The following is a 22,271-nucleotide window of genomic DNA, read 5'->3' on the forward strand; positions in this document are numbered from 1 at the left end:
TTAATTATTTTACTTCCGTAATAATAAAATATACTCATTTCAATCATGCCAGAAACATTGCTATAGTAACATTACTCAGCTTTCAAATTTTTTCTTAATAGAAAATGTAGTCAAAAATGTAGTCATTCACTTTTTATGTAATTCATTCAACTTATCAAGATAAATATTGACCGCTTCATGCTTCTTCTTAGGAGCTAATTCAGCATAAGTGTCCATGGTAGTTGAAATTGATTTATGTCCCATTCTAGCTTGCAATTCTTTCCAATTCAAGCCTGCATTCAACATCATAGAAGCATGAGTATGGCGAAATAAATGAAATCCATAGTCCGGCAAGCCAAGCGACATCAATCGCCTTTTAAGTGTTGACCGCTCATTTCTATCACACATATAATTACCATAAATTGTTGGAAAAATCAAGTTTGAGTGAGGGAGTCCATGCTTATCAAAGTATTGATTCATTTCATTATGGAAACTCTGGAGTTCTACAAGAATGTCAGAAGGAACAGAAACTTTACGATTTCCAGCATCTGTTTTTGGAGTATTTTTACAAATCATCTTACCTTTAATTCCAAGTTTCTTATCTCCTGGTTTCCACATGAGCGTCTTACTAACTTTAATTTCATTAGTTTCAAAAATCAAATCATCAATTTCTAACGCTAACAATTCATTAATACGGAGAGCGGAAGCTAAAAGAGTGTTACAAATAACAATAAAACGCCTATTAGCTCTAGTGCTTTGCAAAGTATCAAGAAAGTTAAGCCACTTTCTCAAATCATCATCATGCAAAACCATCACCCTATTTTTATTTGCTTTAGGCTTAGGGGGGATTTTTATACCTGTAACTGGATTTTGTTGCAATCCAAAATTTACAATACCAAAATCAAAAATATCCTCCAGCTTATGAGCGACTGCTCCAAAATCTTTAGCAGATCCCTTTTGTGCCTGCAAAGTACCCAAATCAATAGATTCTTGAGACAGCTTTGCCAACTGATTCACCCATAATTGCACATCAGCAGACTTAATCTGATCAGGCTTATAACTCCCAAATTTAGGAATAATATAAGTATACAGATATCCTCTGACCCGATTAATTGTATTTTGAGACGTCACCCATGTAACATAGCTAGCAAACCAAAATTCACAAAGTTCTTCAAAAGTTGTAATAACTACATTCTCTTTTAGAGTAGATCCATTGCTTTCAAAATTAAGCTTAGCCTGATTAATCTTTTTATCCAAGCTCCTCAAAGTCTTGGCTGTAATAGATGTAGTAACTTTTTTTCCAGTTTTTACATCTATGCCAAGATAAACCCCTCGCACAGTGTAGCTAATAGAATTATCTTTCTTTATGATTTTGATTACTTTTCTATTGTTGTGATTCACAATTTTTCTTTTCATGGAGCCTCCACAGTTGAATTTATTTTAACATATCTAAAATTAAGGTGTCAGAAATTGAATCACCTCATCCAATTTATAAAAAACCGTTCTGGTATTTTCAATCGGCGGTTCCAACCTTCTCAACCCCTTATTTTCCCAAGATTTTAAAGTGTTGGGTGAAATTTCCAACAAAGTCAACAATTCCTTTTGGGTAAGGATTATATGATATCCTTCTTTCTTAGCTTGATTCTGAATAAGCTCTACCAGAAGTCCAAGCAAATTTTCGATATTTTGCAATTTCAGTTCAGTATTCATCTTTCCTCCTTACAAAAAATAAAAGCAAGCCACTTTTCTAGACTTGCTTTCATCAATGACCAATCACATAAGTAAACTGACCGGCCGTTTCCTTGTCAAAAGTGCGATAGGAAATCACTCCCAGCCCTTTGACATTGGCTTCTGAAATCAGGATTGATCCATCCGACTTAACCTGCTCCACAAAGGCGATATGGCCATATGTAGTATCTGCTCCAGCTTGACCAGGTGAGAAGCACAGTGCCGCCCGCTCCGTCGGTGTATTGGTCGTTCGATAGCCTGTCTTATGCTTCCAGTCGCCTCCATTCCCCATATAAGGGTCAAAGGACACCCCTAGCTCTTTGCCTCGATTAAAGACAAACCAAGTGCACTGACCATAAGGATAAGAAGCAGCAATATAACCCGAAGTATCTATCTGTTTAGATAGGCTATAGCCATCAGGTACACCTGCAGAAGTGACACCGCCGCCGTCTCTGGTTTTAGCCACCGCCTTCTGAGGCGCTTTAGGTGTGCCGCCATGGTCGTCAATCCACTTATCCAGCTTTTCCATGGTTTCCGCCCGGCGCTTGCCACTGCCAGAAGTATCTGTGAAATAAACACCGCCTTCTGAGGCTGTATTCAGTGTTCCTGCCGCATTCTTCTTGGCCTTGTCATCCTGAATCTTAAATGTCTCATTCTTATTCTGAATGATGGTCGTCTTTGTCAAACCAGTGACCGCAGCTTCATCATTGAAATTGGCTGCATTATCCGGATTGGAATCAAAAGCCCCATAACCGAACATGTTCGCCCCCTTTTGAGTGGCAACACCAGCCGTACCTAACGAGCTTTCCAGCTGAGCAATGGCCACAATGGCCCGGACATCCAGACCAGAAGCCGCCTGCCATTCTAAGAGCTTTTTGCCGTTGATTCTGGACTTATCATACTTGATTCCTGTTGAATCCAAGAAACCATCCAGCTGCTCTGCTGTAATCCCATAACGCTGAGCCAAGAGGTTATGAGTATAGGCATCACCGTCTGACCAATGGTCTACATAGGTCACACCGTCTACCTCTGACGCAGTGTTTGAATCAGGATTCCCGGCCATGGCCCCGACGATAACCAAGACCAGCAACAAAGGAGAAAAGAAGGACAAGACCAGGCCGAAGCCAAATAGTTTTTTCATCTTAGCCCTCTCCTCTCAATCTACTCAATTCCTCGATAATATCATTTTTTCGACGGATATTATTCTTCAGCAATTCATCTTTTGGAAGTGTTTTGCGATAGTTGCGGATAAAGGGATTAGAGCCTTGAGGTTCATACATAGCCTCTGATTCTTGGTAATTCTCTAATTCCTTCTCCAGCCTATCCACCTTGCGCTTGTCCCGATTAGACAGACGCTTGCTTTGCAGTTCCTCAAACTCTGTCCGGTCCTGCTCTGTCCGGCTGTCCGCTTTGACCTGCTCATAATCCACCCCCTCATAAGTGAAAGGAGAATCTGCCACTCCTGGAGTATCTGGCGAACTTTGAGCGATATCTGATACTCCTGATTCATCTTCCAGATCAGGAGCACTGTCTCCAGCGGGCATCTCTGGTTCTTCCTCTGACATAGGCCGGCCACCTGAAAACCAGTTGCTGAGCCACTTGCCAGACTGAGCCAACGCACCAGCACCAAAACCAGCCCCAGCCATCAGAAAGGCCGTGGACTTTTGCGCCCCTTCAAAGGCATTGGCAGAGGCTTCCACCAGCCGGTCTTTGCCTTCTGTCATGGTTTGCCTCATGCGGTCATCTACCTGATTAACTACAATTTTAGCCCGAGAACCAAGCAAAACCTCAATCAGCTGGGCCTTGTACTTCCAAATCAGAAAATAAACAATAGCTTTCCCGACAACGCCCACCATCAGGCGGAACAAACCATTAAAGGTAGACAGTGAGCCATAGTCTTTAATCGCTCCTGTAAAGCCCTGCATAAGCAAGCCTTCAATCATCTTCTCCAGATAGAAAATAGAGAGGATTAACAAGCTGGTAATGGCTGGAAAGGCCAGACCGCCAAACATGATTTTAAAGACCCCAAAGAGAATGTCCTGCATGCGAGGAATGAAAGAGACCAAAAGAGCGACTGGAAAGAGCAGAATCATAATCAGCACTAGGCTTTGAGCAATGAGATTGAGCAGCTGAATCAGAATAATAGGAATGGCAATGACAATGGCCTCTATAGTTTTAAAGAACACATAAAACAATTTAATAAACATGAAATCGAATACCGCAGAAACCCAGCGATTTTTTTCTTCATCATCATTGGCTTTATTCCCCATATCATCAACATAATCAGCCCTATCTTTACTAGAAACGGCTTTAAACTTGCCCGAATTATCCAGACTGCCTAAGACTTTGGAATCGTCAAAGGATTCTTCTTTTCCTGACTGCCTATTCTTGTATTTGCCATTTTCCTGACCGGTATTGACAAAGAGATAGGCCTTATAGCTTGTTTCTGCTATGTAGCTGTCTGCCATTGATTCCCCAATTTTCAGATTTTGATTATCTCCATAAGGTACAGAAATATTGGCAATCTGCTCGGTTGCTGTATCAGCTATACTATCAACCGTATCCAATATATAGAGGCCCCCAGAGGTGTTTGAGACCGTGCCAAACCAGGCAAAGCCCAAAGCTACCACAGCCAAGACATGTAGGAGCTTGCGGGAGAAAGAGCCGCTAGACAAGACAAAGCAAAAGAACAGATAAAAACCTAGCACCATCAAGAGCATAAAGACCAGTGACCCTTGGGCTACTCCCGAAGCAGCCCCTGTAAAGGACTGCCAAATAGCCTTGGAACCATTGTAAACATACTGCTTATAAGAGCCGTATAGGTCTATTTTCTCGAAAATCCGGATCATGAGGGAGAAGAACCCCACAACTAGATTCAAGAGGAAGAAAGGAAGGTTGACAAAGACTTCATTTAACATTGCTATTGTAGAAGTTTCAATAGATTCAGTTTTTTCTAAATAAGACTTCAAGGAGAAGATATCCACTCCCTTTAGTTTTTCAAACATTTCCTGCACGCTGTCCCTCCTTTCTATGCTGCGTATTTGTTTTCCAATTCTGAAGACACCGTACCTGCCATTGGTTTGAGCAATGGATCAATCCCCTCAAAAATATTTGTGACCGTAATCATATTGAGATTGTCATAGACATCACGGTACAGGCATTGACCCGAAATCATGCTGTTCACCCATTCCAGATTTTCCTTGGTCGCTTCCAGCCCCACGTGTTCCAAGATATCCGGCAGCTCATTCTTTTCCTTAAAGGCAAAGATTGTGCCAAAGCCGGTTGTGTCTTCATCGGACTCTGCATCATGCACAGATTGAGTGATGAGGCACAAGATGTTATTAAAGAAGCGGCCAACCCGACGCATAGATTTGATGATAGCACGGCCTTCTGCCGACTTCATCAAAACCCATGCTTCATCGAAAAACTCAATGGTGTCTTCATGACGGTTGAGTTCTCCAAAGCGAGAACAGAAAGCCCCCAAGGCAAACATGAGGACCGTAGAATTAATTTCTTTGTCCTCCCTGATTGCGTCTTGATTTTGCTTCTTATCATCTGGCAGGGCCAAATCAGCCACCTCCAGAACCGTCACCCGCTTGTCATAAGACAAGCCTGTCACGTCTCCATAAGAAAAGGCCAGCTCCAGAATTGAGCCTTGGACAACAGAGTTTAAGAAGCGGCCAACAGACCGGACTTCTTTCTCACTGCTCTCCAGCAACAAATCCAGTACATGTTTCAGACCGACCGTCTCGCCTTTCTGACGGCGCTCTACAACAGCCGTGATAGCTTCTGAAATAGCCGTGACCTGGTCTATGGTGACCTTAATATTCTTGTTAGAATTTAACAAGTAATTCAGCATATTCTTGGCTACAGAAATAGCGTCGTCCTTATCCAGCATAACAATAGGATCAAGTGCCCCATGATTGGATTCATCCTTGCTATCCAGCGTTACAAAGTTCATGCTCTTGATGTGTTTGGCCAGCAGCGGATGTTTCTTTTTAAAATCTGGATCTTTGACAACCGCTTCAAAGTGCTTTCTAACCGACCTTTTCGGATCAACATAAAGCGCCTTGACATTCTGCAAGGAAGTTAAGGTGAAGATTAGTTCAGCCAAGAAAGACTTCCCCTCACCGGTTGCACCAGTGATTAGAATATGAGGATTTTTTGTCTGCTTGCCTGCAATGTTTTCCTTATTCCCGACCGTCGCATTGAATAAAACAATATTCTTTGAAGAACGCTGGGCCTTCTCTAAGCTTTCCCACTGGCCAACGTAGTTGTCTACCCGGCCAATATGCCAACCAACGCGATTGCCAGCCTTGGTATTGGTAAAAGGCATGAGTTCTGCCAGTCCCCGAGGTGTCACATAATGAGACCAGGTTCTCGTTTTATTATCCAGCAGGTTGCCATGCAGCAAGGATTGAAAGAGGTAAGGCGTATCAAAACTCGCCTCACTTACCTCCACATTCATATCTTCAAAATAACTGAGCACCGTCTGCTTACGGGCACGCAGCTGCTGCAAACTAGAAGCTGACACAATCAAGTAAGCCCCATATTCAAGGATAGATCCCTTCTTATCACCAACTTTTTTCATGAGGTCTTTCAGGGACATAGCCCCCAGAATGATTTCATCTTGCTGGGCTGTGGCCGTACTCTCTGCCTCCGTCATGATATTCTCAAAACGGTTATTAGAGCGCTCCATACGGCCTCTGAGAGAAGTCTTATCCAGAAACTCCGCATTAATTCTGAGTTCAACTGGAAAGTCGAACCGCTGCGTAAACTCCCCTAAGTGGAATCCATTAAAGATAATAGGAGTTTTCGCAATGGGAAGAATGGTTAAAAAAGATGAACCATATGGGCTTTCTAATTTCAGAAAGCCTCCAGCCATGACCTTGATCAGAGTGTCTGTTACATTAAGCAAGTTCCTGTTAGCTGTCACTTCCTCCCGCAAGTGCGGGATATAGCGCAAGAACTGCATGCGCTGATAGTAAAACAACTGTTCATCTGTCAGCCGCTGAACCTTGAGACTGGAAAGAATCTGATAGACCGCTGCTTCACTGGTCTTGTAGTCCTCAAACCAGTTTTCAGGAATCTCCAGCTCATATCCAACCCCCTTAGCCGCAAAAGCAGATAGTTCTGTGAACCGCTCCAGCGCTAGGCTCTGCAAATTTGTCTGCCGGGTGTCTTTAAGAAGATTAACCCCAACCAGCCAATCATACTGGTAAGGTATCTCCATTTCATCCGTCAGCTTTTCTACAGTATCAGCTAACAGCTGCTCCCCCAGCTCCCGACTGTCTGGAGACAGCGCCGCAGAAAAGTCTTTCATCTTTTCTTCCAGCAAAAAATCCTTTGGAATCAGAGAGATTTCAAAGGATTTGTTTTTGGCCAATTTCCGCAGCACTTGAGCCACCGCCACTTTATGTTCCAGCTTTTTATCTTTATCCGTGATGGTAACCGGAACATTTGGAACACGATAAAAGGCCATGACGCTTTTGTCCTGCTTCATAGCCAAATGGCTATGTGTCCGAATGATTGGGTAAACTAATGTCGTAGCCATTGAACCTCCTTATATTTCTGTTTTTTCAAATACGATTTTTTCATATGTTTCCACCCGTTTTCCCTGGTAAATCGCTTTTTTATTTAAGCGATACTCCCAGAAATAGCGGAGCCAATCCAGCAGAAAAACGTGCATTTTCTTGCCTTGCGGCTCATATTCTGTGTAGAGTTTGGACAGCTTATAAGGGACATACCAATAAAGAGTGAAAGAAATTGAATGGGTTAGCTTATTCAGCGGCTGGAGAATAGGATTGAGATAAGTCAGCATGACAATTAAGACCAAGACAAAGACCACAAAAAAGGACACCTGCATAGGAGTAGCAAAATACCAAATCCGCGTACCTTTTTTAGTCTTTATTTCCTGAATCCAATAGGGGGCATTTACACCCCTTTTATAATCATAAATTCTCTCCTTATCCATGTCACAGCCCCGTTTCCCAACCCAAAAAGGTACGAAAAATCCAGCCAACAAAACTCAGCAGCTGCCTTCCCCCACCTGTCAAAATGGCAATAACGGCATAGAAAAATATGGTTACCCCTAAATCAACAAAGGAACCTTTCCGCCAAGCCATAATGACCAGTACAATCGCAATAAAAGTTATAAGCCAAAAACCATCTCCTTGAAGAAAGCCTTGCAATCCACCTGTATTCATATAATGATTTCTCCTTTTCTATTTTGCATAATTTGATGGAATCATATGATCCATCTTATTGATATAGTAGGACTTACCTTTTTCAGAAAGATAAAGGGTGAAATTTTCTGCATGACTGGAACCTGCGACCTCAAAGGTCACCTGCACATAAGCCACAATCTCGCCCTTCTTTTCCTTATAGTAGGAAAAGTCCAGTGTTTTAAAAACTGTATTATTTACAGTCTTGATATCCTTGGCCACCAAGTCCAGATTATCCTGACTGGTCGTGTAATTAATGAAAAAGACCTCCAGAAACTTATCCAGTTTCTTCTTGGTTTTTTCATCCACCCGATCAGACTGATTCAGTTTCAAGCCGTCTTTGACAGATTTTACCTGATTAGACTGCCAAGCAGTGAACCAGGGCAGCCCTGCGACATAATAGCCTGTATCGGTCTGGCCGTATGGGATATTAAATTCTGTTGCAATTTCTTCTTCCTTGGTCGCATCCCCCTCCTTAACTTTCTGCTTGTAGCGCACCTGATAAGTAGCCACATTATCCTTGACCCTCAAGATCCGATACCAGATCAGCTCACTGGGATTTTTCATCTGACCCTGAGACTGGATATCCGGTTCAGACCCATAGAAACTTTTCAGCTTCTCGGCTTGTTCCACCTGTTCAGACGGATTTTCTGAGATAACAAAGTAGTAGTAAACAAAATCATTGAGATAATACTCCAAGGCATTGTCTACCCCTGTTTCTGACGGTTTCACCGTCTGATTTGCCTGAGCCTTAGAAACAGCCTGCTCCAGATTCGTGACTTTATTAGATAAAGTCATAGCCCGAATCCCGCCGATCAGACCGACCAGCAAAATAAAAATCAATCCTGCCAGCATAGCAAGATTGACCGTCTTTTTACTGACAACCTTCAAGCCGCCAGCTTTTGGCTTCTTCTCCCGCTTCACAAAGTGAGAGAAGAAGTCCTGAACCTGTTCATACATCAGCAATAATTTTTTCATGGCTCTCCTTTACATTTTTGCATTTATTTTCCACTAGAACAGACATTTTTAAAATTGTCCGTTAGAATGGAAACTTAATGCGGTACAGCAATCAACTGAAAGATAAAGGCATTATAAGCCTCAATATCTCCCCGCATGCTGTCCGCCTGTTCCTGGTTCAAATACCCTAACTGGACGAACCCGGACAATTCCCGAAAAGTCCAATAAAGGGCCTCCCCATAGGATAAATGGTCTTCAATTAAGTCATCTCCAGACCAGACACTGTAAGGATTTTCTTTCTTAGTCCGGTCTTGCTGGATTCTGTAAATGATCATTGTCCCTCTCCTTTCAATACCCAACATCCAAATAAAAACCTTTTGGGGTAGACAGCACCTGACCGGCTCGAATATAAGACTGAATCGCCGTTACCCAATTATTGGCTTTAAAGAAAAATTCCACCACCTCGTCCATATCCGCTCCCTTCAAAAGTTGTTTCATCAGCTCTACCTCGTCCTTTGTCACAAACTTAAACGAATGCGCCATGACAAAATTAAACGTTTTCCGCTGCTGAAACATATGCCGCACCAAATAATCATCACCTTCATAACAATTATTTATCTTTCCTTTCAAAAGATAAGCTTCTTCCAGAGAAATATAAGGGCCGGTTTCCCAATCTGAAAAACCGCAGACCTTAAAGTTTTCTCCCTTGATTCCCCTTTCCTCCATGCGCTGTTGGATCTGATCAATATTAAATTTCATTAAATCCAACTGACAGAGAGTATGAATGTTACCGTCTTTTTCCAATACTCGAATATTAGCAATCATGATTCCCCTCCTACATCTCGCAAGATTTCTTCAATTTCTTCTCGGTGATTGGCCCAAAGATGATAGTCAAAACGATCCGGATCGACATAAAAACAAATATGGAACATGTTTTTAAGTAAATAAGGTGCACGTTGTCTAAATATTGATATGAGCCAATCTTTGCTCGGCTGCTCATTCAAATGATATTCATACAACAGCCAATTCACAATATTTGCACCAATACAAGGATTTTCACGATAAATTGTATCACCCATCTTATAGCGAGAGTACCATAAATTATAAATAGCATTCAGAGTTGACACCTTTGGACTTTCTAAAATGAAAAAGAGGGGCGCAATGCCTCCCTATCATTCCACCTGCCCCATTTTCCTACCGATAGCGGTCATGGCTTTGCGAGCTTGGGTAATAACGTCATATTGATGATAGTAGTCCTTGATATGCTTTTCCAAAGCCTCCACCATGGAGTCCGGCAAAGTCAAAGCATTTTTCTTCTTGACCAGACCATGTAACTGCCTCATGACCGACCAAGCTTCACCATACTTATAATTAGCCAACAATTCCCCTGCTTCCTTTGCAAGACCCAAGACCTTCTTATCCACTTCGTTTCGTGTTTGTGCCATCTGTATTTTCCTCATTTCTTTCAAATTCTCTGATACCAACTAATTCAGACGGTAGGAGGAGGGCGGCAGCTGTTCCATACAATGAGACAGCCCCGATTGCTATTTCTGACCAGCTGTTGCATTTCATAAACCAGCAAGCTCTGCATACGCAGCCAATCAAACAGACTGAGCGGATTAAAAATATAACGAAACATCTGCTTACCTCTCACTTTCTAAGGATAGCAGCCATTTCTCTATATGATACTTGGCTGCCAAGGCCAGAATAGAAGCTTTCTGGTCTTGTCGGCCCTGCTGCAGCAACAGTTCCAACAGGCGTTGCCGTTTCCGATTGGCAAGGTCTTCCAATTCCTCATGATAAAGCTGAATCAAAGAAGACAACATCTCTTTTTCTGTCCGCTCTTGAGCAGACCCCCGCTTGTATTGACGGACTTTCCGGACCGAATCAGAAATATCAATCTGATAAAATTGGTAATATTCCGTATAAATATCTGGAGCATAAAAAAATCGATTCGGAATCAAAATCACCAGCCGCCGCAACAACTCTGTTAAATCCTCTTTCTCCTGCAGCTGACTTTTCAATAATAAACTAAGATTTGTCATCTTCCCTCCTTTGCTTAAAGGTTTCTACCAAAGCCGTCACCCCTTCTGGCATGCGATCCCAATCAATCTCGCAATCCCGCAGAAAGCGAGGCCGTCCCTTGGGCTCAAATACCGGAATCTGTAACAAACGATAAGACCCCCGATAAGTAGGGAAATACTGACTGGCAAAGACCATCTCTGCTTTTCCAACCACTCGAACAAACAAGCGCTCACGGTCTACAACTGCCATAGAATCCTCTGTGATACATTCAACCTTTTTCAAACTGCTACCTCCTTACTCCCATCTTGCAGCCATTCCAGTTCTTTCAAGCGTTTTTCTGGAATCTCTGCATATGCTTCTATTTCTGCCAGCCGGCCAGAGCCAGTGACGGCCTCGACTTCCTCCAGAAACTTCCTAGTGCCAGCCACCACCCGCTCATACCAGCGGTATTGCTTTTCTGCAATCGCCACCTCCTGAGGAGCGGTCACAAACTGACAGGCTTTCAGGCTTCCCATGAGCTTGTACCAGTCTGGATCTAAGACCAGGCGCTTGCCTTTTCTGGCGTAGACATGGAGTTTATCATTGATAACCCCGACCGCCTTTCTCGCCATATCTTCCCGCTGATAGCACCACTCCAGCAGGAAATCATGGGACTTGTCGCCAAACATCCGGACTTCATAGCGGTTTTTATAACCGTACAACTCCCGGATGGTATCCAAGGAAACCTTGGACTGGCGAACCTGCTCAAAGTCTTTCTCATAGAAATTGAGCAGGACCGCTGATTGTCTGGAGCCAAAGTAGACTGAGCAGCCGTCTGCCCGATTCTGTGTTTCTCCGTCAATGAACTTGAAAGAGCGCATTTTAGACTGTATCAAACCCCGCTCTTTTTTCTCTTTTAGTTGATATAAGTTATAGTTCCCCTCCTCCTTGTTATAAGTTTCATCCAGCGAAACATCTAGCCGGGTAATCTTGAGAAAGTCCGCCGCCTCCTCTGGAGACTTGCTTTTCCTTTTGGCATAAGCCAAGGCTGCCTCTAAAACCTCCTGCCAGGTCCGGCCGTTCTGCTCGTTTTCTAAGTACCACTCGAACTCTCTGCAGCCCCGACCAGTCATCTCAACCAGCGTCCCCATCTCGCTATCTTTCTCTGAGTGGTAGACGTTGATAAAGTTGAAATTCTCAAAAGCGCTATAGCCATAGCGGCCAAAGTCATACTGGATAAAGGGTTTCTTCTTGAGACCAAAGACCTCATCTATCACCCCCAGCCAGTCCAAGGTCCGAAAGCGGAAGCGGATATAGTCAATCCGGCCCGTCAACCGGACACTGGTTTCTTTATTCAGTGCCAGCAGCTCCTGCAAGGGCAGGCCCACCTTTTTAAAAGGCACCGTATCTTTTCCCAAGTAGCGATTATAAGTAGCAGGCGAAACTGTCAAGAGCTTACTAAACTCTTTCTTGGAAAAGCCTAAGTAGAGCCGCAGCCTCTCCATATCCTTTGTCTCAATCTCTTTCATACAGCATAGATTCACCTTCCTTTTTTAGTCATTTCGTCTTTCGACTTTAAAAACCGCTGAAAGTCCCTCTTTCAGCAATTTTTAAAATCGCCTTGAGGCTTAGAGCTTCAAGGCATTCATGATTTTGTGATTCACCGTAACCCCCTTATTAACATACAGGGGGTTACATGAAAGCAGCCCGCCTCACGGCCGGCTGCTTTCAGCTAGAGAGAAGCGCCCAGCGCCTCACCGCTCAAGCTGGCGCTGTTCGCTCTCTCCCTAGCCAAACTGCTCCTGGACAATCTGCTTGTAAGACTTGTCAGAGCGTTCCTTCTCCTCAAAAACCTGACGGAAAGCCGCCAAGTCCTTTTCTTTGATGACTGGACTACCTGCTTCTCCAGTCTCAAAAACATAGGCTCCCTCTTTTAAGAGGTCAAAGACCGTCCGGACATTCCGGTCCGTTAAGTCAGAAAAGTCCCCCTGCAGGACCTGCAGGGCTTCCTTGCGGGTCAAAATTCGATTTTCGGACACCGGCAAAGGAATATCCGGTGCAGGCTGACCTTGACTGCCTGCCTCCAGAGGATCAAAGGGATTTTCAATCCGCTCATACGTTTCAAAGAGGTCATAGAAATTGAAATCTTTGGTAATCAAAGGCGCATAGAACTCTTGAGCCTGTTCACCGAAATTGGCACAATAGCCCCGGCCATAGACCCGTTTACCTGCCAAATGAGTGACATTACGGAAATTTTTATTTTTGTTTTCCTCTCCAAACATAGCCGCATAAGCATATTCATCTAGGCGGCCCATGGTGACATGGAACATCATATTGGAGCGGATTTTCAGCGGCAAATCATCACGGCCAGGGCGCTGAAAGGCTTTAATCAAATAACAGCCTGCCTGACGGCCCTTCAAGGTCACATTGTCATCTGCTTTCCTGAATCGCTCCCATAAACCATAAGAATCATTCCCATCAAGAGCAGACATAAAGGCATTGACCTCATCATGAATGAGAAAGACCGGTTTTAGGTCATACTTTTCAAAATTCCCTAATTCTTTCTCCCCTCGCTCCTCCATGAGCTGATTCATGTAGGCATAGCGGGCCTCCATCATCTGTTCAAATCGCTCATACATGACCACAATGTCCTCTTTGGTATAAAAGACCCGGTCTTTAAAAACATCCAGTCGGGCCAAAGGAACGAAATCTGCATGTTTCGGGTCACACAAGTAAGCAGCGCCTTCTTTCCCCGCACCAACCAAGAGAGAGCGCAGGAAAACGGTCTTCCCGCCGCCAATTCCACCGCCCAGAAGCAAGTTGGGATTTTCCACAAAATCCCAATAAACAGACTTGGATAGCTTTAACCCTTTGCCTTTTACCATTTTTACATCTCGTGCATGAATCCGGTTGAGGTAAGCTGAGTAAGCCAGCTTATAGACAATAAACTTTTCTTCATAGGTATCTTCGATATAGTCCATAAAGAAGGTCGTTTCAAATTCCCCTCCCAGCTTTAAAAACCGATCCTGGAACTTAGAACCGGACAGCTCCAGCATGACCTCCAATTCATAGCGGCCTTGTCTCAAGTAAACCTTAGGGAACCTGATTTTACTTTTCTTGCCGGCTTCTTTCTTCTTTTTCTCGTAGTAGTAGCCCCGCTCATAGAGATAGCGGGCCAAGACACTCAAGCGAAAAAGCTTTTTCCAAAAAAGTAGTCGCTCCTCCAGAAACCGATTGAGAAAGGCCGCCAAGAAAAAGTTCAGCAAAAATCCGGCTCCCGCCATCAACAGCAGGGGCTGATTCAGAGCCTGGACATCTCCCATACGAACGTAAAGCAAGAAGCCCAGGGCCAGCCAAACAGGAAGCAGCAGCAGGCTATACAAGATTAAGGGAATTTTCATCATCCAAGGCCGAATCCGGACCCCCTTGTAACGAAAAATGGAGCGTAAAACAGACATCTTTCCTCCTTCCTAGGGCAATAAAAAAGACCGAATCAATTCGATTCAGTCTTACCCTTTATTTTCTTGGGGCTTGTCTGCTTTTGGAGCAGGAGCAGTCGCCTTTTTAAAGCCATCTACCCGCAAGGCAAACCCATAAGAACGGACTTCATAAGGATCCGCATTTCGTTGATTAACCGTCCGGTTAAAATTATAGATAAAGGGACTGGCCTTGCCAATCACTTCGATTTCAGACATGAAAGGAACTTCTTCGGGTTGGTAGCCATCCGGCAACTTCAAGCCAATCACATCATTGAGCTTTTCAGAAAAGACTTCAATGTGGGTAGCGCGACCCTCTCGCTCCCCATCTTCGGAAATTTCAAAGGCTTCCCGGAAGCCGACAAAGGTCAGCTTACCAAGGTTTGCCACATTGTAAGGATCAGTGCTGGTATTAAATTTTTCAATTACAAAAGTCATAATTTCCTCCTTATTTTGCCAATTTCAATTTCTTCGCTTCAAAGACAATCTCGTCCTTGGACTTACCACGAGAGCGGACAGAACCGATTGTCATGATAAGCCCGGTCAGGCTTTCAATCTTCTGCATTCCTTTGTCTTTGGGAATGTCTGAATTTTCCAGGCCATAGACCCGAATCCGGACCCCATTTTGCACATCTCCACTGACTTCAAAGTCGCGGTAAGCGTCAGCATAGGTCGTCGCTGGTCGTTCTGTAAATCCAGGCAGGACAAAGAGCCCTGTCTTTCCAATCACTTCTTGTCCCACTGGGAGCTTTTGTAAATCCGCCATGTTTATTCCTCATTTCTTTTGTTTTTTTCTTTCTGCTTCTGCTTAAAGAGCAGCAGCTGGCGCACGAGCCAATATCATCTATGCACCCCCTAGATTCCCAAATATTCCTTTTTCAAGCGCCGCTTATAACTGTTTCGACAGTCCATTAACCGCTTAGAAAAACCGTCATGACAATCATGACGGTGAAAAATTCGATCCATTTCCCCCAGACCTTCCTGATAGCATTGCTCACAGTGAGCCGGGTCATCCCGATACATCCGCAGGGAAAATCTGAACCTCTCAATAATTCCCTCAAAACGATTTTCAAAGTATTCCATTTCAAACTCCTCTCTGTAGCTTTCGATACTGCTTTTCAATCTGTCTCTTATACGGCAGCATGAGAGACTGTGTCACGATTTTATCCCTTTCGATAGATTGTTTACTCAATCGCTCCAAGGCCTCTAAGCTGCTTTTACAGAGCCGCTTTAACATCAGCTTACTAGTCTTATAAATTTCAAAGGAAAATAAAAAGTTATCGTAGATTCTACGATAACCCGATTGATAGTAAGCAATTACCACATCATGATTCATTCCAATTCATTCAGTCTCCTTCCTCTTTAATCAAAACAAAGACGATAGTCTGACATGGCTGCATGGACTTTCCTCAAGCTTTCTTCCAGCTGCCAGAGTTCGTCATAAATTTTTCGTGCGTCATCTGTCCTGAGAATCCGGCTTTCCCCAAAGAAAGGATCTTGAATCCTCAGGACATAGCCAGCTTCTGTTTTTCGGACACTGCCTGAAAATTCAGTGCTAGCATAATTATCATACAACTTTAAAGACCGGCTTTCATTCCCATCTACAACCAAAGCCACAAAAGTTTCATTCAGAATTTCTTCAAATAAATCCATTTTATCCTCCTTACAAACTTAAAATACAATCACATGGTAGATAAAAACAACCAAACAAATCCAACAGCAAATAAAAAAGCCAGCTCTCGGCTGACTGTATCATCTGCTTAAAAGAATGGAACATGATATAATAAACAATAAAGGAGAAAACATTATGGCTACAACAGAAAAAATTGCTAAACTTGAAAAAGGCTGCCATTCGCTGCTCCAGGCTCACCAAGATTTCCTCTTTAGAAAATATGGTTATAGCCCAGAGCTAGAAGTTAGAATAAAACAACTTGAACATAACTTGAAGCAAGAATTCCAAAAATTCATTTAAAAAGAATTATCTATTAAAATAATCCGTCACATTTATTATTCATTTTCCATTCTCCTAAACAGATAATCATCTATCTAGGGCATGCTCGTATCTTCGCATGCTCTTTCACCATATCTCACGACAAAGTTACTCGTTCGGATAAGTCACGAATTCAGCCCTGAATCAACAGACCCTCTTCCTCACCTTATCCATTAGCAAGCCTACAAAGTAAGCTCACACACCGCCCGCATATAGTTCTACTCAGCTATCCGCCTCTACCACGTTTTCACCAAATAGTGCCTCCACCTCTCGGTAGCAGTTCCCTCTTGTTATCCGGTCAAGAGGGCTAAAAGCCGAACGCGTGTGCCTATTTTCCAGCAACTCCAGTCCCACTTTTAACCCTTACAACTCAGATTTGACATATCGTCAATTCTAAGTTATAATTAACTTGCTACAGTTAAGTGTGTTAGTCAGTAGTTACGGACTGTCTGACGCGCTTTTTTATTTGTTATTTTCAAGGAACAAACTTTAAATCTATACTGTCAACCTTGCTTCTCAATCTTTTACTTATCTAAACATAACATTGAGCAAGTTTTGACTAGATTTATTTCATACTCTATTGAGTATATTTAGATTATATACTCAATTGAATATATTGTCAAGGGTTTTTTGAAAAAAATTTAAAAAATTTTTAAAAGAGGTCATCTCATGTTTCCAGAGCGCTTAAAAAAGCTAAGAAAAGAAGCAGGGCTTACACAAAAACAAATAGCTGAAAAATTCGGCATTAAACAACCAAATTATCAACAATGGGAAAGTGGAAAAAGAAAACCATCCGGAGAAACTTTAGAAAAATTTGCGGATTTTTTCAGCGTATCTACAGACTATCTGCTAGGAAACACTGATAATAAAGTTCCTACCTCAGCTTCTCTACAATCAGCTGAAGTCATGTTCAGAAAAACGGTGGATGATTTCAATCTAACCAAAGAGCAACAAGAACAGTTTAAAAAAGATATCGATAACTTTATCGAAGCAAGAAGAAGAGCATTTGAAGAAAATCAAGATTAATTATGAATCCTATTTATCGAAAAATCGCTACCATTGCCAGAGAAGAAATCTATAAGTTTATCAAACTCCACGATATTTCTTTAATTAATTATTCTTATGAAAGTTATTTTCAAGCGATAAAAGAGCAATATCATATCAAGGTTTTAGAACACCATTTTGAAAATGACCTAATCTCAGGCATTACCATGATTGATCCTCTAGGAATTTCCATATCCTATGAAAAAGACTGTATCAAAGAAAGACAGAATTTTACTAAATGCCATGAATTAGGACACTTGCTTTTAAATCACAAAGGCAGTCTCTTTACAGAAAGCCTGAGAAATAAAACCTCCCAAGAATTAGAAGCAGATTATTTTGCTTCTATTATTTTAATGCCGGATATTGTTCTTTTGACCAAAATTTTCTATCAACAAAAAACTTATCAAGAAATCATGCAAGACCTAACAGTTTCTAATAAAGCTTTGGAAGTCCGACTAACACAATTATTTCAACACTATACAGACATGACCTACCCCAAGGCACAAGGAATTGTGACCAGTTTTAGAGCAGGTACAGCCGCTGGAAAGAAATTAATTTCTTACTTGGAAATTATTAAAGACAACATCATCAGCAACTATGAAATGATTAAAATAGAAGCTAGCGATAAACTGAAACTACTCCTAGAGAAGAAAAAGTTTATCACTCATACAGAATTTCCAGAACTTCAAAATCAATCATTTTGCCAAAAAATAAAAAATATCCTTCCTCACATTAAAATTTGGTGTAAATATGATAAAGGACTTACACTCTGGTATGCCTGGGATAGTAAGCAACTAACCAATATAGAAGTCAATAAAAAAGTTCAATTTGCCTTCTATGACCTACAAAACAAAAAGGACTAATAATGAATCAGTCCTTTTTTTCTATCGCTCTTTTATATGCTTCACTACCTTTTTTATACACTTGGTCTTTTCCAAAAGGTCCGGAATAAGTTAATTCACCAGAAGAATCATAATCATAATCTAAGCTAAAATTTACACCTTTGTCAGTGTAGTTAATTTTATGATTTTTTTCATCAACTGTAGCTGAACTTTCAACACCATCTGGATAATAGTAACTATTATCTCCTTCTATTTTAAAAACTAAAGCATTTTCTTTACCATTATATATTTTATAGTAATCACCATCCAAGCTCTGCTGATTGCTGCAGGCAACCAGAACCAAAGCTGAAATCATAAAAACAACTGCTGCAAAAATTTTCTTCATCTTTCCTACCTCCAGTGTCATCTATAAATATTATACCACAAAAAAATACAATATAAAATGTACTAACTCATTTCGTTAATACATTTTATATTATATACACTTAAAATTATGTAGACAAAATAAACGCTCCAGCAATCCTACTAAAGCGTCTTTGAATACTGTATTTTGAAACTCCATTCAAAAAATGTAGTCAAAAATGTAGTCATTTAATTGATTTTTACTGCAATCTATTGAAACTTAAAATTTCAAGAATCGCTTTAAATCAATCTTTTTCGCCTTAATTGACGTGTAGTGAATCCCTATTTCACTTCCGTAAACACCACATGTTTGCGGAGTTTTGGTGAGTATTTCTTCAATTGAAGACGGTCTGGGGTGTTGCGTTTGTTTTTAGAAGTAAGGTACAAGCGTTCACCGGATTCTTTGTGTTCAAGTGTAATATTTACGCGCATGATAGCTCCCTTCTATTATTCTGCAGCTGCAGCTTTGGCGATTTTACGTCCCTTGTAGTATCCTTTGAGGGATACGCGGTGAGAGCGTGAGTAGTCACCAGTAGTTTCGTCAAAAGTTACAGTTGGAGCTGTCACTTTGTAGTGAGTGCGGCGTTTATTTTTCTTCGCTTTTGAAGTGCGACGTGCAGGTACTGCCATGTTGGTTTCTCCTTTTAGATTATGAATTCGATTCAATTTGATGATTTTCATCAACTGTAACAGTATATCAAAACTTTTTTGTAAAGTAAAGTTACTTGACAGTTTTTTTTCATTTTAAAGTAAGTCTCGTTTCACTTTTCCGGACTGTCAGGGCAAGGAGACGCGGCTATGGTTTGAAGAGATGTCTGCAGAGTATGAATCCAAACTGGCTTGCAGATGAGCGGTGCAGGAGCGGGCTGAGCAGCTCTGCTATTTTCCGAAAAAATAAAAAATTCTGAAAATTTAAAAATTTTCTTCTGTCCAAGGTGGGTCAAGTATGGTATAATGAAAGTTACAGAAATGCTGCTAGGAAAGGGAAAGAGATGACAGATAAGGTAGATACGCGCCACAGAAGCAAGATTTATGACAGTATGGTCAAGTCTCCCAACCGCGCTATGCTGCGGGCGACCGGGATGACAGACAAGGATTTTGACTCTCCGATTGTGGGAGTGATTTCGACCTGGGCGGAAAATACGCCCTGTAATATCCATCTGCACGATTTTGGGAAGCTAGCCAAGGAAGGCATCAAGGATCAGGGGGCCTGGCCGGTACAGTACGGAACCATTACGGTGGCAGACGGGATTGCCATGGGGACACCGGGTATGCGCTTTTCCCTGACTTCGCGCGACATCATTGCAGACTCTATCGAAGCGGCTATGGGCGGCCATAATGTGGATGCCTTTGTGGCTATCGGAGGCTGCGATAAGAATATGCCCGGTTCGCTGATTGCCATTGCCAATATGGATATTCCGGCTATCTTTGCCTACGGAGGGACCATTGCACCGGGAAATCTGGATGGCAAAGACATTGACCTGGTTTCCGTCTTTGAAGGGATTGGGAAGTGGAATCACGGCGATCTGACAGCCGAAGAAGTGCGGCGGATTGAGTGTAATGCCTGTCCCGGCCCCGGCGGCTGCGGCGGTATGTATACGGCCAATACCATGGCGACGGCTATCGAAGTTCTGGGCATGAGCCTGCCTGGCTCCTCCTCTCACCCGGCCGAGTCTCAGGATAAGAAAGAAGACATTATCGAGGCGGGCCGTGCGGTTGTCCGCATGCTGAAAATGGGACTGAAACCGTCGGATATTCTGACCCGCGAGGCCTTTGAAGACGCCATTACAGTGACTATGGCTCTGGGCGGATCGACCAATGCAACGCTCCACCTGCTGGCCATTGCCCATGCAGCCAATGTCGAGCTGACGCTGGATGACTTCAATGTCATTCAGGAGCGCGTGCCGCACTTGGCCGACCTGAAGCCGTCGGGTCAGTATGTCTTCCAAGATCTCTACAATGTCGGCGGCGTGCCGGCTGTTATGAAGTATCTCTTGGCCAACGGCTTCCTGCATGGAGACCGCATCACCTGTACAGGCAAGACTGTGGCGGAAAATCTGGCCGGCTTTGCTGATCTGACACCGGGTCAAAAGGTCATCATGCCGCTGGAAAATCCTAAGCGGGCAGACGGTCCGCTCATCATCCTGCACGGCAATCTGGCACCGGACGGGGCGGTTGCCAAGGTATCTGGGGTTAAGGTCCGCCGCCACGTCGGACCGGCTAAGGTCTTCGACTCAGAGGAGGCCGCCATTGATGCGGTACTGGCCGATGAAGTGGTAGACGGCGATGTTGTGGTTGTGCGCTATGTTGGACCAAAAGGCGGCCCGGGTATGCCGGAAATGCTGTCGCTTTCTTCTATTATTGTCGGTAAGGGACAGGGAGACAAGGTTGCTCTGCTGACCGATGGCCGCTTCTCCGGCGGTACTTACGGTTTGGTTGTGGGGCATATCGCTCCGGAGGCTCAGGATGGCGGTCCCATCGCCTATCTGCGGACCGGAGATACAGTCACGGTTGACCAAGATACCAAGGAGATTTCCATGGCTGTCTCTGAAGAGGAACTGGCCAAACGCAGAGAGGAAACCACCATTCCGCCGCTCTACAGCCGCGGTGTTCTCGGGAAATATGCTCATATGGTATCCTCAGCAGCCAAGGGGGCTGTCACCGACTTCTGGAAACCGGAAGAAACAGGGAAGAAATAAGCGATGCAACGTCATTTGGTTTATCATTTATTACTTTGATAGTTCGCCTTGCCCTGCTTTGGAGACTTTCTCGCAGAAGCTCTATCCGCAACCTCAAAGCACTGCTTTGAGCTGCTGACACTTCCTAGCGGAAGCTCCATCCACCGCTTCAAAACCTCCACTGGACTATTTGAGCGGCTTGCTTCCTATCATTTGCTTATTTCAAAATGATAGGCTGAAACTGTCCCCCCGGGACAGTTTCCCTGCTAAAAGCAAAGGAAAAGACTATATCACAAAAGAACCCGCTAGTTTTTCTAGCGGGTTGATATGTTTATTTCAACTAGATATAAATAGACTGCCTAGGCTGTCATTATTTCTTATCTGGGGCTGATCCCCAGCGCAATACGGCCGAAACGGCTGATACGAGTGATTTTCCAGGCAGGAGACCAGGTGACTTCGACCGAGGCACTCTCGATTTCCTCGATTTTCTGCAGGGCGTTGATAATGGCGATAGGCAGGCTCTCTGTACAGTCGCAGGCTGTGTCGGTGAAGGTCATGACAAGCTTGCAGTGGCCGGCTTCATCCAGATTAATCTCATAAATCAGCCCCAAATTGTAAACATCCAGCTCGACTTCCGGGTCGTAAATGCGCTCCAGCTGCTCGATTAGTTTGTCTGCAATGGCAGCGGCGCGGTCGTTGATTTTGATATCGTCTCTCATGGCCCTTCCTTCCTATCTCTCTTGAATTGTTTTTATTTTCTCACAATTCTGACTTTTTTTCAAGCTATTTTATGCAATGAATCAATAACCCTGTAGCTATTTTTGTTCCTGCTAGACTGACCGCTTCTCATTTCGGCCTGACTCTAAGATTTTTGAAGGCATTTTTTGAATTCAGGACACAACAAACAGAAGGCTTCCGCCTGTTTTAAATATGGAATCTTCTTTCAC

At 43.1% G+C, this 22,271-nt stretch carries 29 protein-coding genes; 4 read left to right on the forward strand and 25 right to left on the reverse strand.

Annotated features, from left to right (window positions below):
- Positions 1 to 126 precede the first annotated feature (126 nt).
- The 21 genes from DHL47_RS02960 to DHL47_RS03055 form a co-directional block, all read right to left on the reverse strand.
- The gene (locus tag DHL47_RS02960; RefSeq protein WP_209550837.1) at positions 127 to 1,395 is read right to left on the reverse strand and encodes a tyrosine-type recombinase/integrase; all 1,269 of its coding nucleotides are present in this window, start codon (positions 1,393 to 1,395) and stop codon (positions 127 to 129) included.
- 39 nt (positions 1,396 to 1,434) lie between these two features.
- Positions 1,435 to 1,689 (reverse strand): MerR family transcriptional regulator, encoded by a 255-nt coding sequence (locus tag DHL47_RS02965; RefSeq protein WP_209550838.1) that lies wholly within the window; start codon positions 1,687 to 1,689, stop codon positions 1,435 to 1,437.
- A gap of 52 nt (positions 1,690 to 1,741) precedes the next feature.
- Positions 1,742 to 2,848, reverse strand: coding sequence for a CHAP domain-containing protein (locus DHL47_RS02970; RefSeq protein ID WP_209550839.1), 1,107 nt, complete (start codon positions 2,846 to 2,848; stop codon positions 1,742 to 1,744).
- Position 2,849: 1 nt separating this feature from the next.
- Entirely contained in the window at positions 2,850 to 4,721 is a 1,872-nt protein-coding gene (locus DHL47_RS02975) for a conjugal transfer protein (protein ID WP_209550840.1), read from the reverse strand.
- Positions 4,722 to 4,735: 14 nt separating this feature from the next.
- Entirely contained in the window at positions 4,736 to 7,261 is a 2,526-nt protein-coding gene (locus DHL47_RS02980; protein ID WP_209550841.1) for an ATP-binding protein, read from the reverse strand.
- 9 nt (positions 7,262 to 7,270) lie between these two features.
- A complete protein-coding gene (locus DHL47_RS02985) occupies positions 7,271 to 7,681 on the reverse strand; it encodes a conjugal transfer protein (protein WP_209550842.1) in 411 nt (136 codons plus the stop codon).
- Between the two features lies 1 nt (position 7,682).
- Entirely contained in the window at positions 7,683 to 7,913 is a 231-nt protein-coding gene (locus DHL47_RS02990) for a hypothetical protein (protein ID WP_209550843.1), read from the reverse strand.
- Positions 7,914 to 7,931: 18 nt separating this feature from the next.
- Positions 7,932 to 8,909, reverse strand: coding sequence for a conjugal transfer protein (locus tag DHL47_RS02995; RefSeq protein ID WP_209550844.1), 978 nt, complete (start codon positions 8,907 to 8,909; stop codon positions 7,932 to 7,934).
- A 74-nt stretch (positions 8,910 to 8,983) separates the two neighbouring features.
- Positions 8,984 to 9,223, reverse strand: coding sequence for an asparagine synthase (locus DHL47_RS03000; protein WP_209550845.1), 240 nt, complete (start codon positions 9,221 to 9,223; stop codon positions 8,984 to 8,986).
- 13 nt (positions 9,224 to 9,236) lie between these two features.
- The gene (locus tag DHL47_RS03005; RefSeq protein WP_209550846.1) at positions 9,237 to 9,713 is read right to left on the reverse strand and encodes a hypothetical protein; all 477 of its coding nucleotides are present in this window, start codon (positions 9,711 to 9,713) and stop codon (positions 9,237 to 9,239) included.
- Positions 9,710 to 9,967, reverse strand: a complete 258-nt coding sequence (locus tag DHL47_RS03010; protein ID WP_209550847.1) for a hypothetical protein — start codon at positions 9,965 to 9,967, stop codon at positions 9,710 to 9,712. Before DHL47_RS03010 ends, DHL47_RS03005 begins: the two co-directional genes overlap by 4 nt.
- Positions 9,968 to 10,060: 93 nt before the next feature.
- A complete protein-coding gene (locus DHL47_RS03015) occupies positions 10,061 to 10,333 on the reverse strand; it encodes a hypothetical protein (protein ID WP_245335528.1) in 273 nt (90 codons plus the stop codon).
- Between the two features lie 198 nt (positions 10,334 to 10,531).
- The gene (locus DHL47_RS03020; RefSeq protein WP_209550849.1) at positions 10,532 to 10,933 is read right to left on the reverse strand and encodes a hypothetical protein; all 402 of its coding nucleotides are present in this window, start codon (positions 10,931 to 10,933) and stop codon (positions 10,532 to 10,534) included.
- The gene (locus DHL47_RS03025) at positions 10,920 to 11,195 is read right to left on the reverse strand and encodes a hypothetical protein (protein WP_209550850.1); all 276 of its coding nucleotides are present in this window, start codon (positions 11,193 to 11,195) and stop codon (positions 10,920 to 10,922) included. Before DHL47_RS03025 ends, DHL47_RS03020 begins: the two co-directional genes overlap by 14 nt.
- Positions 11,192 to 12,421 carry a replication initiation factor domain-containing protein gene (locus DHL47_RS03030; RefSeq protein WP_209550851.1) on the reverse strand — a complete coding sequence of 410 codons (1,230 nt, stop codon included), beginning with the start codon at positions 12,419 to 12,421 and terminating at the stop codon, positions 11,192 to 11,194. The genes DHL47_RS03025 and DHL47_RS03030 overlap by 4 nt, the downstream gene beginning before the upstream one ends.
- Positions 12,422 to 12,679: 258 nt before the next feature.
- On the reverse strand, positions 12,680 to 14,350 hold the full coding sequence (locus tag DHL47_RS03035; protein WP_209550852.1) for an FtsK/SpoIIIE domain-containing protein: 1,671 nt from the start codon (positions 14,348 to 14,350) through the stop codon (positions 12,680 to 12,682).
- A gap of 51 nt (positions 14,351 to 14,401) precedes the next feature.
- Complete coding sequence (locus tag DHL47_RS03040) at positions 14,402 to 14,806, reverse strand: hypothetical protein (protein WP_209550853.1); 405 nt, start codon at positions 14,804 to 14,806, stop codon at positions 14,402 to 14,404.
- A 10-nt stretch (positions 14,807 to 14,816) separates the two neighbouring features.
- Complete coding sequence (locus DHL47_RS03045; protein ID WP_209550854.1) at positions 14,817 to 15,134, reverse strand: hypothetical protein; 318 nt, start codon at positions 15,132 to 15,134, stop codon at positions 14,817 to 14,819.
- 89 nt (positions 15,135 to 15,223) lie between these two features.
- Positions 15,224 to 15,451, reverse strand: a complete 228-nt coding sequence (locus DHL47_RS03050) for a TetR family transcriptional regulator (RefSeq protein ID WP_209550855.1) — start codon at positions 15,449 to 15,451, stop codon at positions 15,224 to 15,226.
- A 1-nt stretch (position 15,452) separates the two neighbouring features.
- Complete coding sequence (locus DHL47_RS13310; protein ID WP_245335529.1) at positions 15,453 to 15,704, reverse strand: hypothetical protein; 252 nt, start codon at positions 15,702 to 15,704, stop codon at positions 15,453 to 15,455.
- Positions 15,705 to 15,730: 26 nt separating this feature from the next.
- Positions 15,731 to 16,021, reverse strand: coding sequence for a hypothetical protein (locus DHL47_RS03055; protein WP_209550856.1), 291 nt, complete (start codon positions 16,019 to 16,021; stop codon positions 15,731 to 15,733).
- 154 nt (positions 16,022 to 16,175) lie between these two features.
- Between DHL47_RS03055 and DHL47_RS03060 the strand changes: the two genes are divergently transcribed.
- The 3 genes from DHL47_RS03060 to DHL47_RS03070 all read left to right on the forward strand — a co-directional run bounded on the left by DHL47_RS03060 (position 16,176) and on the right by DHL47_RS03070 (position 18,265).
- Positions 16,176 to 16,340 carry a hypothetical protein gene (locus DHL47_RS03060; protein WP_209550857.1) on the forward strand — a complete coding sequence of 55 codons (165 nt, stop codon included), beginning with the start codon at positions 16,176 to 16,178 and terminating at the stop codon, positions 16,338 to 16,340.
- Positions 16,341 to 17,027: 687 nt separating this feature from the next.
- Positions 17,028 to 17,384 (forward strand): helix-turn-helix domain-containing protein, encoded by a 357-nt coding sequence (locus DHL47_RS03065; RefSeq protein WP_209550858.1) that lies wholly within the window; start codon positions 17,028 to 17,030, stop codon positions 17,382 to 17,384.
- Between the two features lie 2 nt (positions 17,385 to 17,386).
- Positions 17,387 to 18,265 carry an ImmA/IrrE family metallo-endopeptidase gene (locus DHL47_RS03070; protein ID WP_209550859.1) on the forward strand — a complete coding sequence of 293 codons (879 nt, stop codon included), beginning with the start codon at positions 17,387 to 17,389 and terminating at the stop codon, positions 18,263 to 18,265.
- A 7-nt stretch (positions 18,266 to 18,272) separates the two neighbouring features.
- Here the strand turns inward: DHL47_RS03070 and DHL47_RS03075 are convergent, their stop codons facing one another.
- The 3 genes from DHL47_RS03075 to rpmF all read right to left on the reverse strand — a co-directional run bounded on the left by DHL47_RS03075 (position 18,273) and on the right by rpmF (position 19,276).
- Positions 18,273 to 18,629: a hypothetical protein gene (locus DHL47_RS03075; RefSeq protein WP_209550860.1), complete on the reverse strand. Its 357-nt coding sequence runs from the start codon at positions 18,627 to 18,629 to the stop codon at positions 18,273 to 18,275.
- Between the two features lie 299 nt (positions 18,630 to 18,928).
- Positions 18,929 to 19,078 carry a 50S ribosomal protein L33 gene (gene rpmG, locus DHL47_RS03080; RefSeq protein WP_001265622.1) on the reverse strand — a complete coding sequence of 50 codons (150 nt, stop codon included), beginning with the start codon at positions 19,076 to 19,078 and terminating at the stop codon, positions 18,929 to 18,931.
- Between the two features lie 15 nt (positions 19,079 to 19,093).
- Positions 19,094 to 19,276 (reverse strand): 50S ribosomal protein L32, encoded by a 183-nt coding sequence (gene rpmF, locus DHL47_RS03085; RefSeq protein ID WP_002894148.1) that lies wholly within the window; start codon positions 19,274 to 19,276, stop codon positions 19,094 to 19,096.
- Between the two features lie 362 nt (positions 19,277 to 19,638).
- Here rpmF and ilvD point away from each other — a divergent pair, with 362 nt between their 5' ends.
- A complete protein-coding gene (gene ilvD / locus DHL47_RS03090; protein ID WP_128835095.1) occupies positions 19,639 to 21,345 on the forward strand; it encodes a dihydroxy-acid dehydratase in 1,707 nt (568 codons plus the stop codon).
- A 356-nt stretch (positions 21,346 to 21,701) separates the two neighbouring features.
- Here ilvD and DHL47_RS03095 read toward each other — a convergent pair whose 3' ends face one another.
- On the reverse strand, positions 21,702 to 22,043 hold the full coding sequence (locus DHL47_RS03095; RefSeq protein WP_128835093.1) for a metal-sulfur cluster assembly factor: 342 nt from the start codon (positions 22,041 to 22,043) through the stop codon (positions 21,702 to 21,704).
- Positions 22,044 to 22,271 lie beyond the last annotated feature (228 nt).

The organism is Streptococcus panodentis (genome assembly GCF_017884005.1).
Classification (GTDB): domain Bacteria; phylum Bacillota; class Bacilli; order Lactobacillales; family Streptococcaceae; genus Streptococcus; species Streptococcus panodentis.

Excerpts from the sequence above, each read along its gene's own strand:
- DHL47_RS02960 (WP_209550837.1), bottom strand. The coding sequence starts at position 1,395 with ATGAAAAGAAAAATTGTGAATCACAACAATAGAAAAGTAATCAAAATC.
- DHL47_RS02965 (WP_209550838.1), bottom strand. The coding sequence starts at position 1,689 with ATGAATACTGAACTGAAATTGCAAAATATCGAAAATTTGCTTGGACTT.
- DHL47_RS02970 (WP_209550839.1), bottom strand. The coding sequence starts at position 2,848 with ATGAAAAAACTATTTGGCTTCGGCCTGGTCTTGTCCTTCTTTTCTCCT.
- DHL47_RS02980 (WP_209550841.1), bottom strand. The coding sequence starts at position 7,261 with ATGGCTACGACATTAGTTTACCCAATCATTCGGACACATAGCCATTTG.
- DHL47_RS02985 (WP_209550842.1), bottom strand. The coding sequence starts at position 7,681 with ATGGATAAGGAGAGAATTTATGATTATAAAAGGGGTGTAAATGCCCCC.
- DHL47_RS02990 (WP_209550843.1), bottom strand. The coding sequence starts at position 7,913 with ATGAATACAGGTGGATTGCAAGGCTTTCTTCAAGGAGATGGTTTTTGG.
- DHL47_RS02995 (WP_209550844.1), bottom strand. The coding sequence starts at position 8,909 with ATGAAAAAATTATTGCTGATGTATGAACAGGTTCAGGACTTCTTCTCT.
- DHL47_RS03000 (WP_209550845.1), bottom strand. The coding sequence starts at position 9,223 with ATGATCATTTACAGAATCCAGCAAGACCGGACTAAGAAAGAAAATCCT.
- DHL47_RS03005 (WP_209550846.1), bottom strand. The coding sequence starts at position 9,713 with ATGATTGCTAATATTCGAGTATTGGAAAAAGACGGTAACATTCATACT.
- DHL47_RS03010 (WP_209550847.1), bottom strand. The coding sequence starts at position 9,967 with ATGGGTGATACAATTTATCGTGAAAATCCTTGTATTGGTGCAAATATT.
- DHL47_RS03015 (WP_245335528.1), bottom strand. The coding sequence starts at position 10,333 with ATGGCACAAACACGAAACGAAGTGGATAAGAAGGTCTTGGGTCTTGCA.
- DHL47_RS03020 (WP_209550849.1), bottom strand. The coding sequence starts at position 10,933 with ATGACAAATCTTAGTTTATTATTGAAAAGTCAGCTGCAGGAGAAAGAG.
- DHL47_RS03030 (WP_209550851.1), bottom strand. The coding sequence starts at position 12,421 with ATGAAAGAGATTGAGACAAAGGATATGGAGAGGCTGCGGCTCTACTTA.
- DHL47_RS03035 (WP_209550852.1), bottom strand. The coding sequence starts at position 14,350 with ATGTCTGTTTTACGCTCCATTTTTCGTTACAAGGGGGTCCGGATTCGG.
- DHL47_RS03040 (WP_209550853.1), bottom strand. The coding sequence starts at position 14,806 with ATGACTTTTGTAATTGAAAAATTTAATACCAGCACTGATCCTTACAAT.
- DHL47_RS03045 (WP_209550854.1), bottom strand. The coding sequence starts at position 15,134 with ATGGCGGATTTACAAAAGCTCCCAGTGGGACAAGAAGTGATTGGAAAG.
- DHL47_RS03050 (WP_209550855.1), bottom strand. The coding sequence starts at position 15,451 with ATGGAATACTTTGAAAATCGTTTTGAGGGAATTATTGAGAGGTTCAGA.
- DHL47_RS13310 (WP_245335529.1), bottom strand. The coding sequence starts at position 15,704 with ATGAATCATGATGTGGTAATTGCTTACTATCAATCGGGTTATCGTAGA.
- DHL47_RS03055 (WP_209550856.1), bottom strand. The coding sequence starts at position 16,021 with ATGGATTTATTTGAAGAAATTCTGAATGAAACTTTTGTGGCTTTGGTT.
- DHL47_RS03060 (WP_209550857.1), top strand. The coding sequence starts at position 16,176 with ATGGCTACAACAGAAAAAATTGCTAAACTTGAAAAAGGCTGCCATTCG.
- DHL47_RS03065 (WP_209550858.1), top strand. The coding sequence starts at position 17,028 with ATGTTTCCAGAGCGCTTAAAAAAGCTAAGAAAAGAAGCAGGGCTTACA.
- DHL47_RS03070 (WP_209550859.1), top strand. The coding sequence starts at position 17,387 with ATGAATCCTATTTATCGAAAAATCGCTACCATTGCCAGAGAAGAAATC.
- DHL47_RS03075 (WP_209550860.1), bottom strand. The coding sequence starts at position 18,629 with ATGAAGAAAATTTTTGCAGCAGTTGTTTTTATGATTTCAGCTTTGGTT.
- rpmG (WP_001265622.1), bottom strand. The coding sequence starts at position 19,078 with ATGCGCGTAAATATTACACTTGAACACAAAGAATCCGGTGAACGCTTG.
- rpmF (WP_002894148.1), bottom strand. The coding sequence starts at position 19,276 with ATGGCAGTACCTGCACGTCGCACTTCAAAAGCGAAGAAAAATAAACGC.
- ilvD (WP_128835095.1), top strand. The coding sequence starts at position 19,639 with ATGACAGATAAGGTAGATACGCGCCACAGAAGCAAGATTTATGACAGT.
- DHL47_RS03095 (WP_128835093.1), bottom strand. The coding sequence starts at position 22,043 with ATGAGAGACGATATCAAAATCAACGACCGCGCCGCTGCCATTGCAGAC.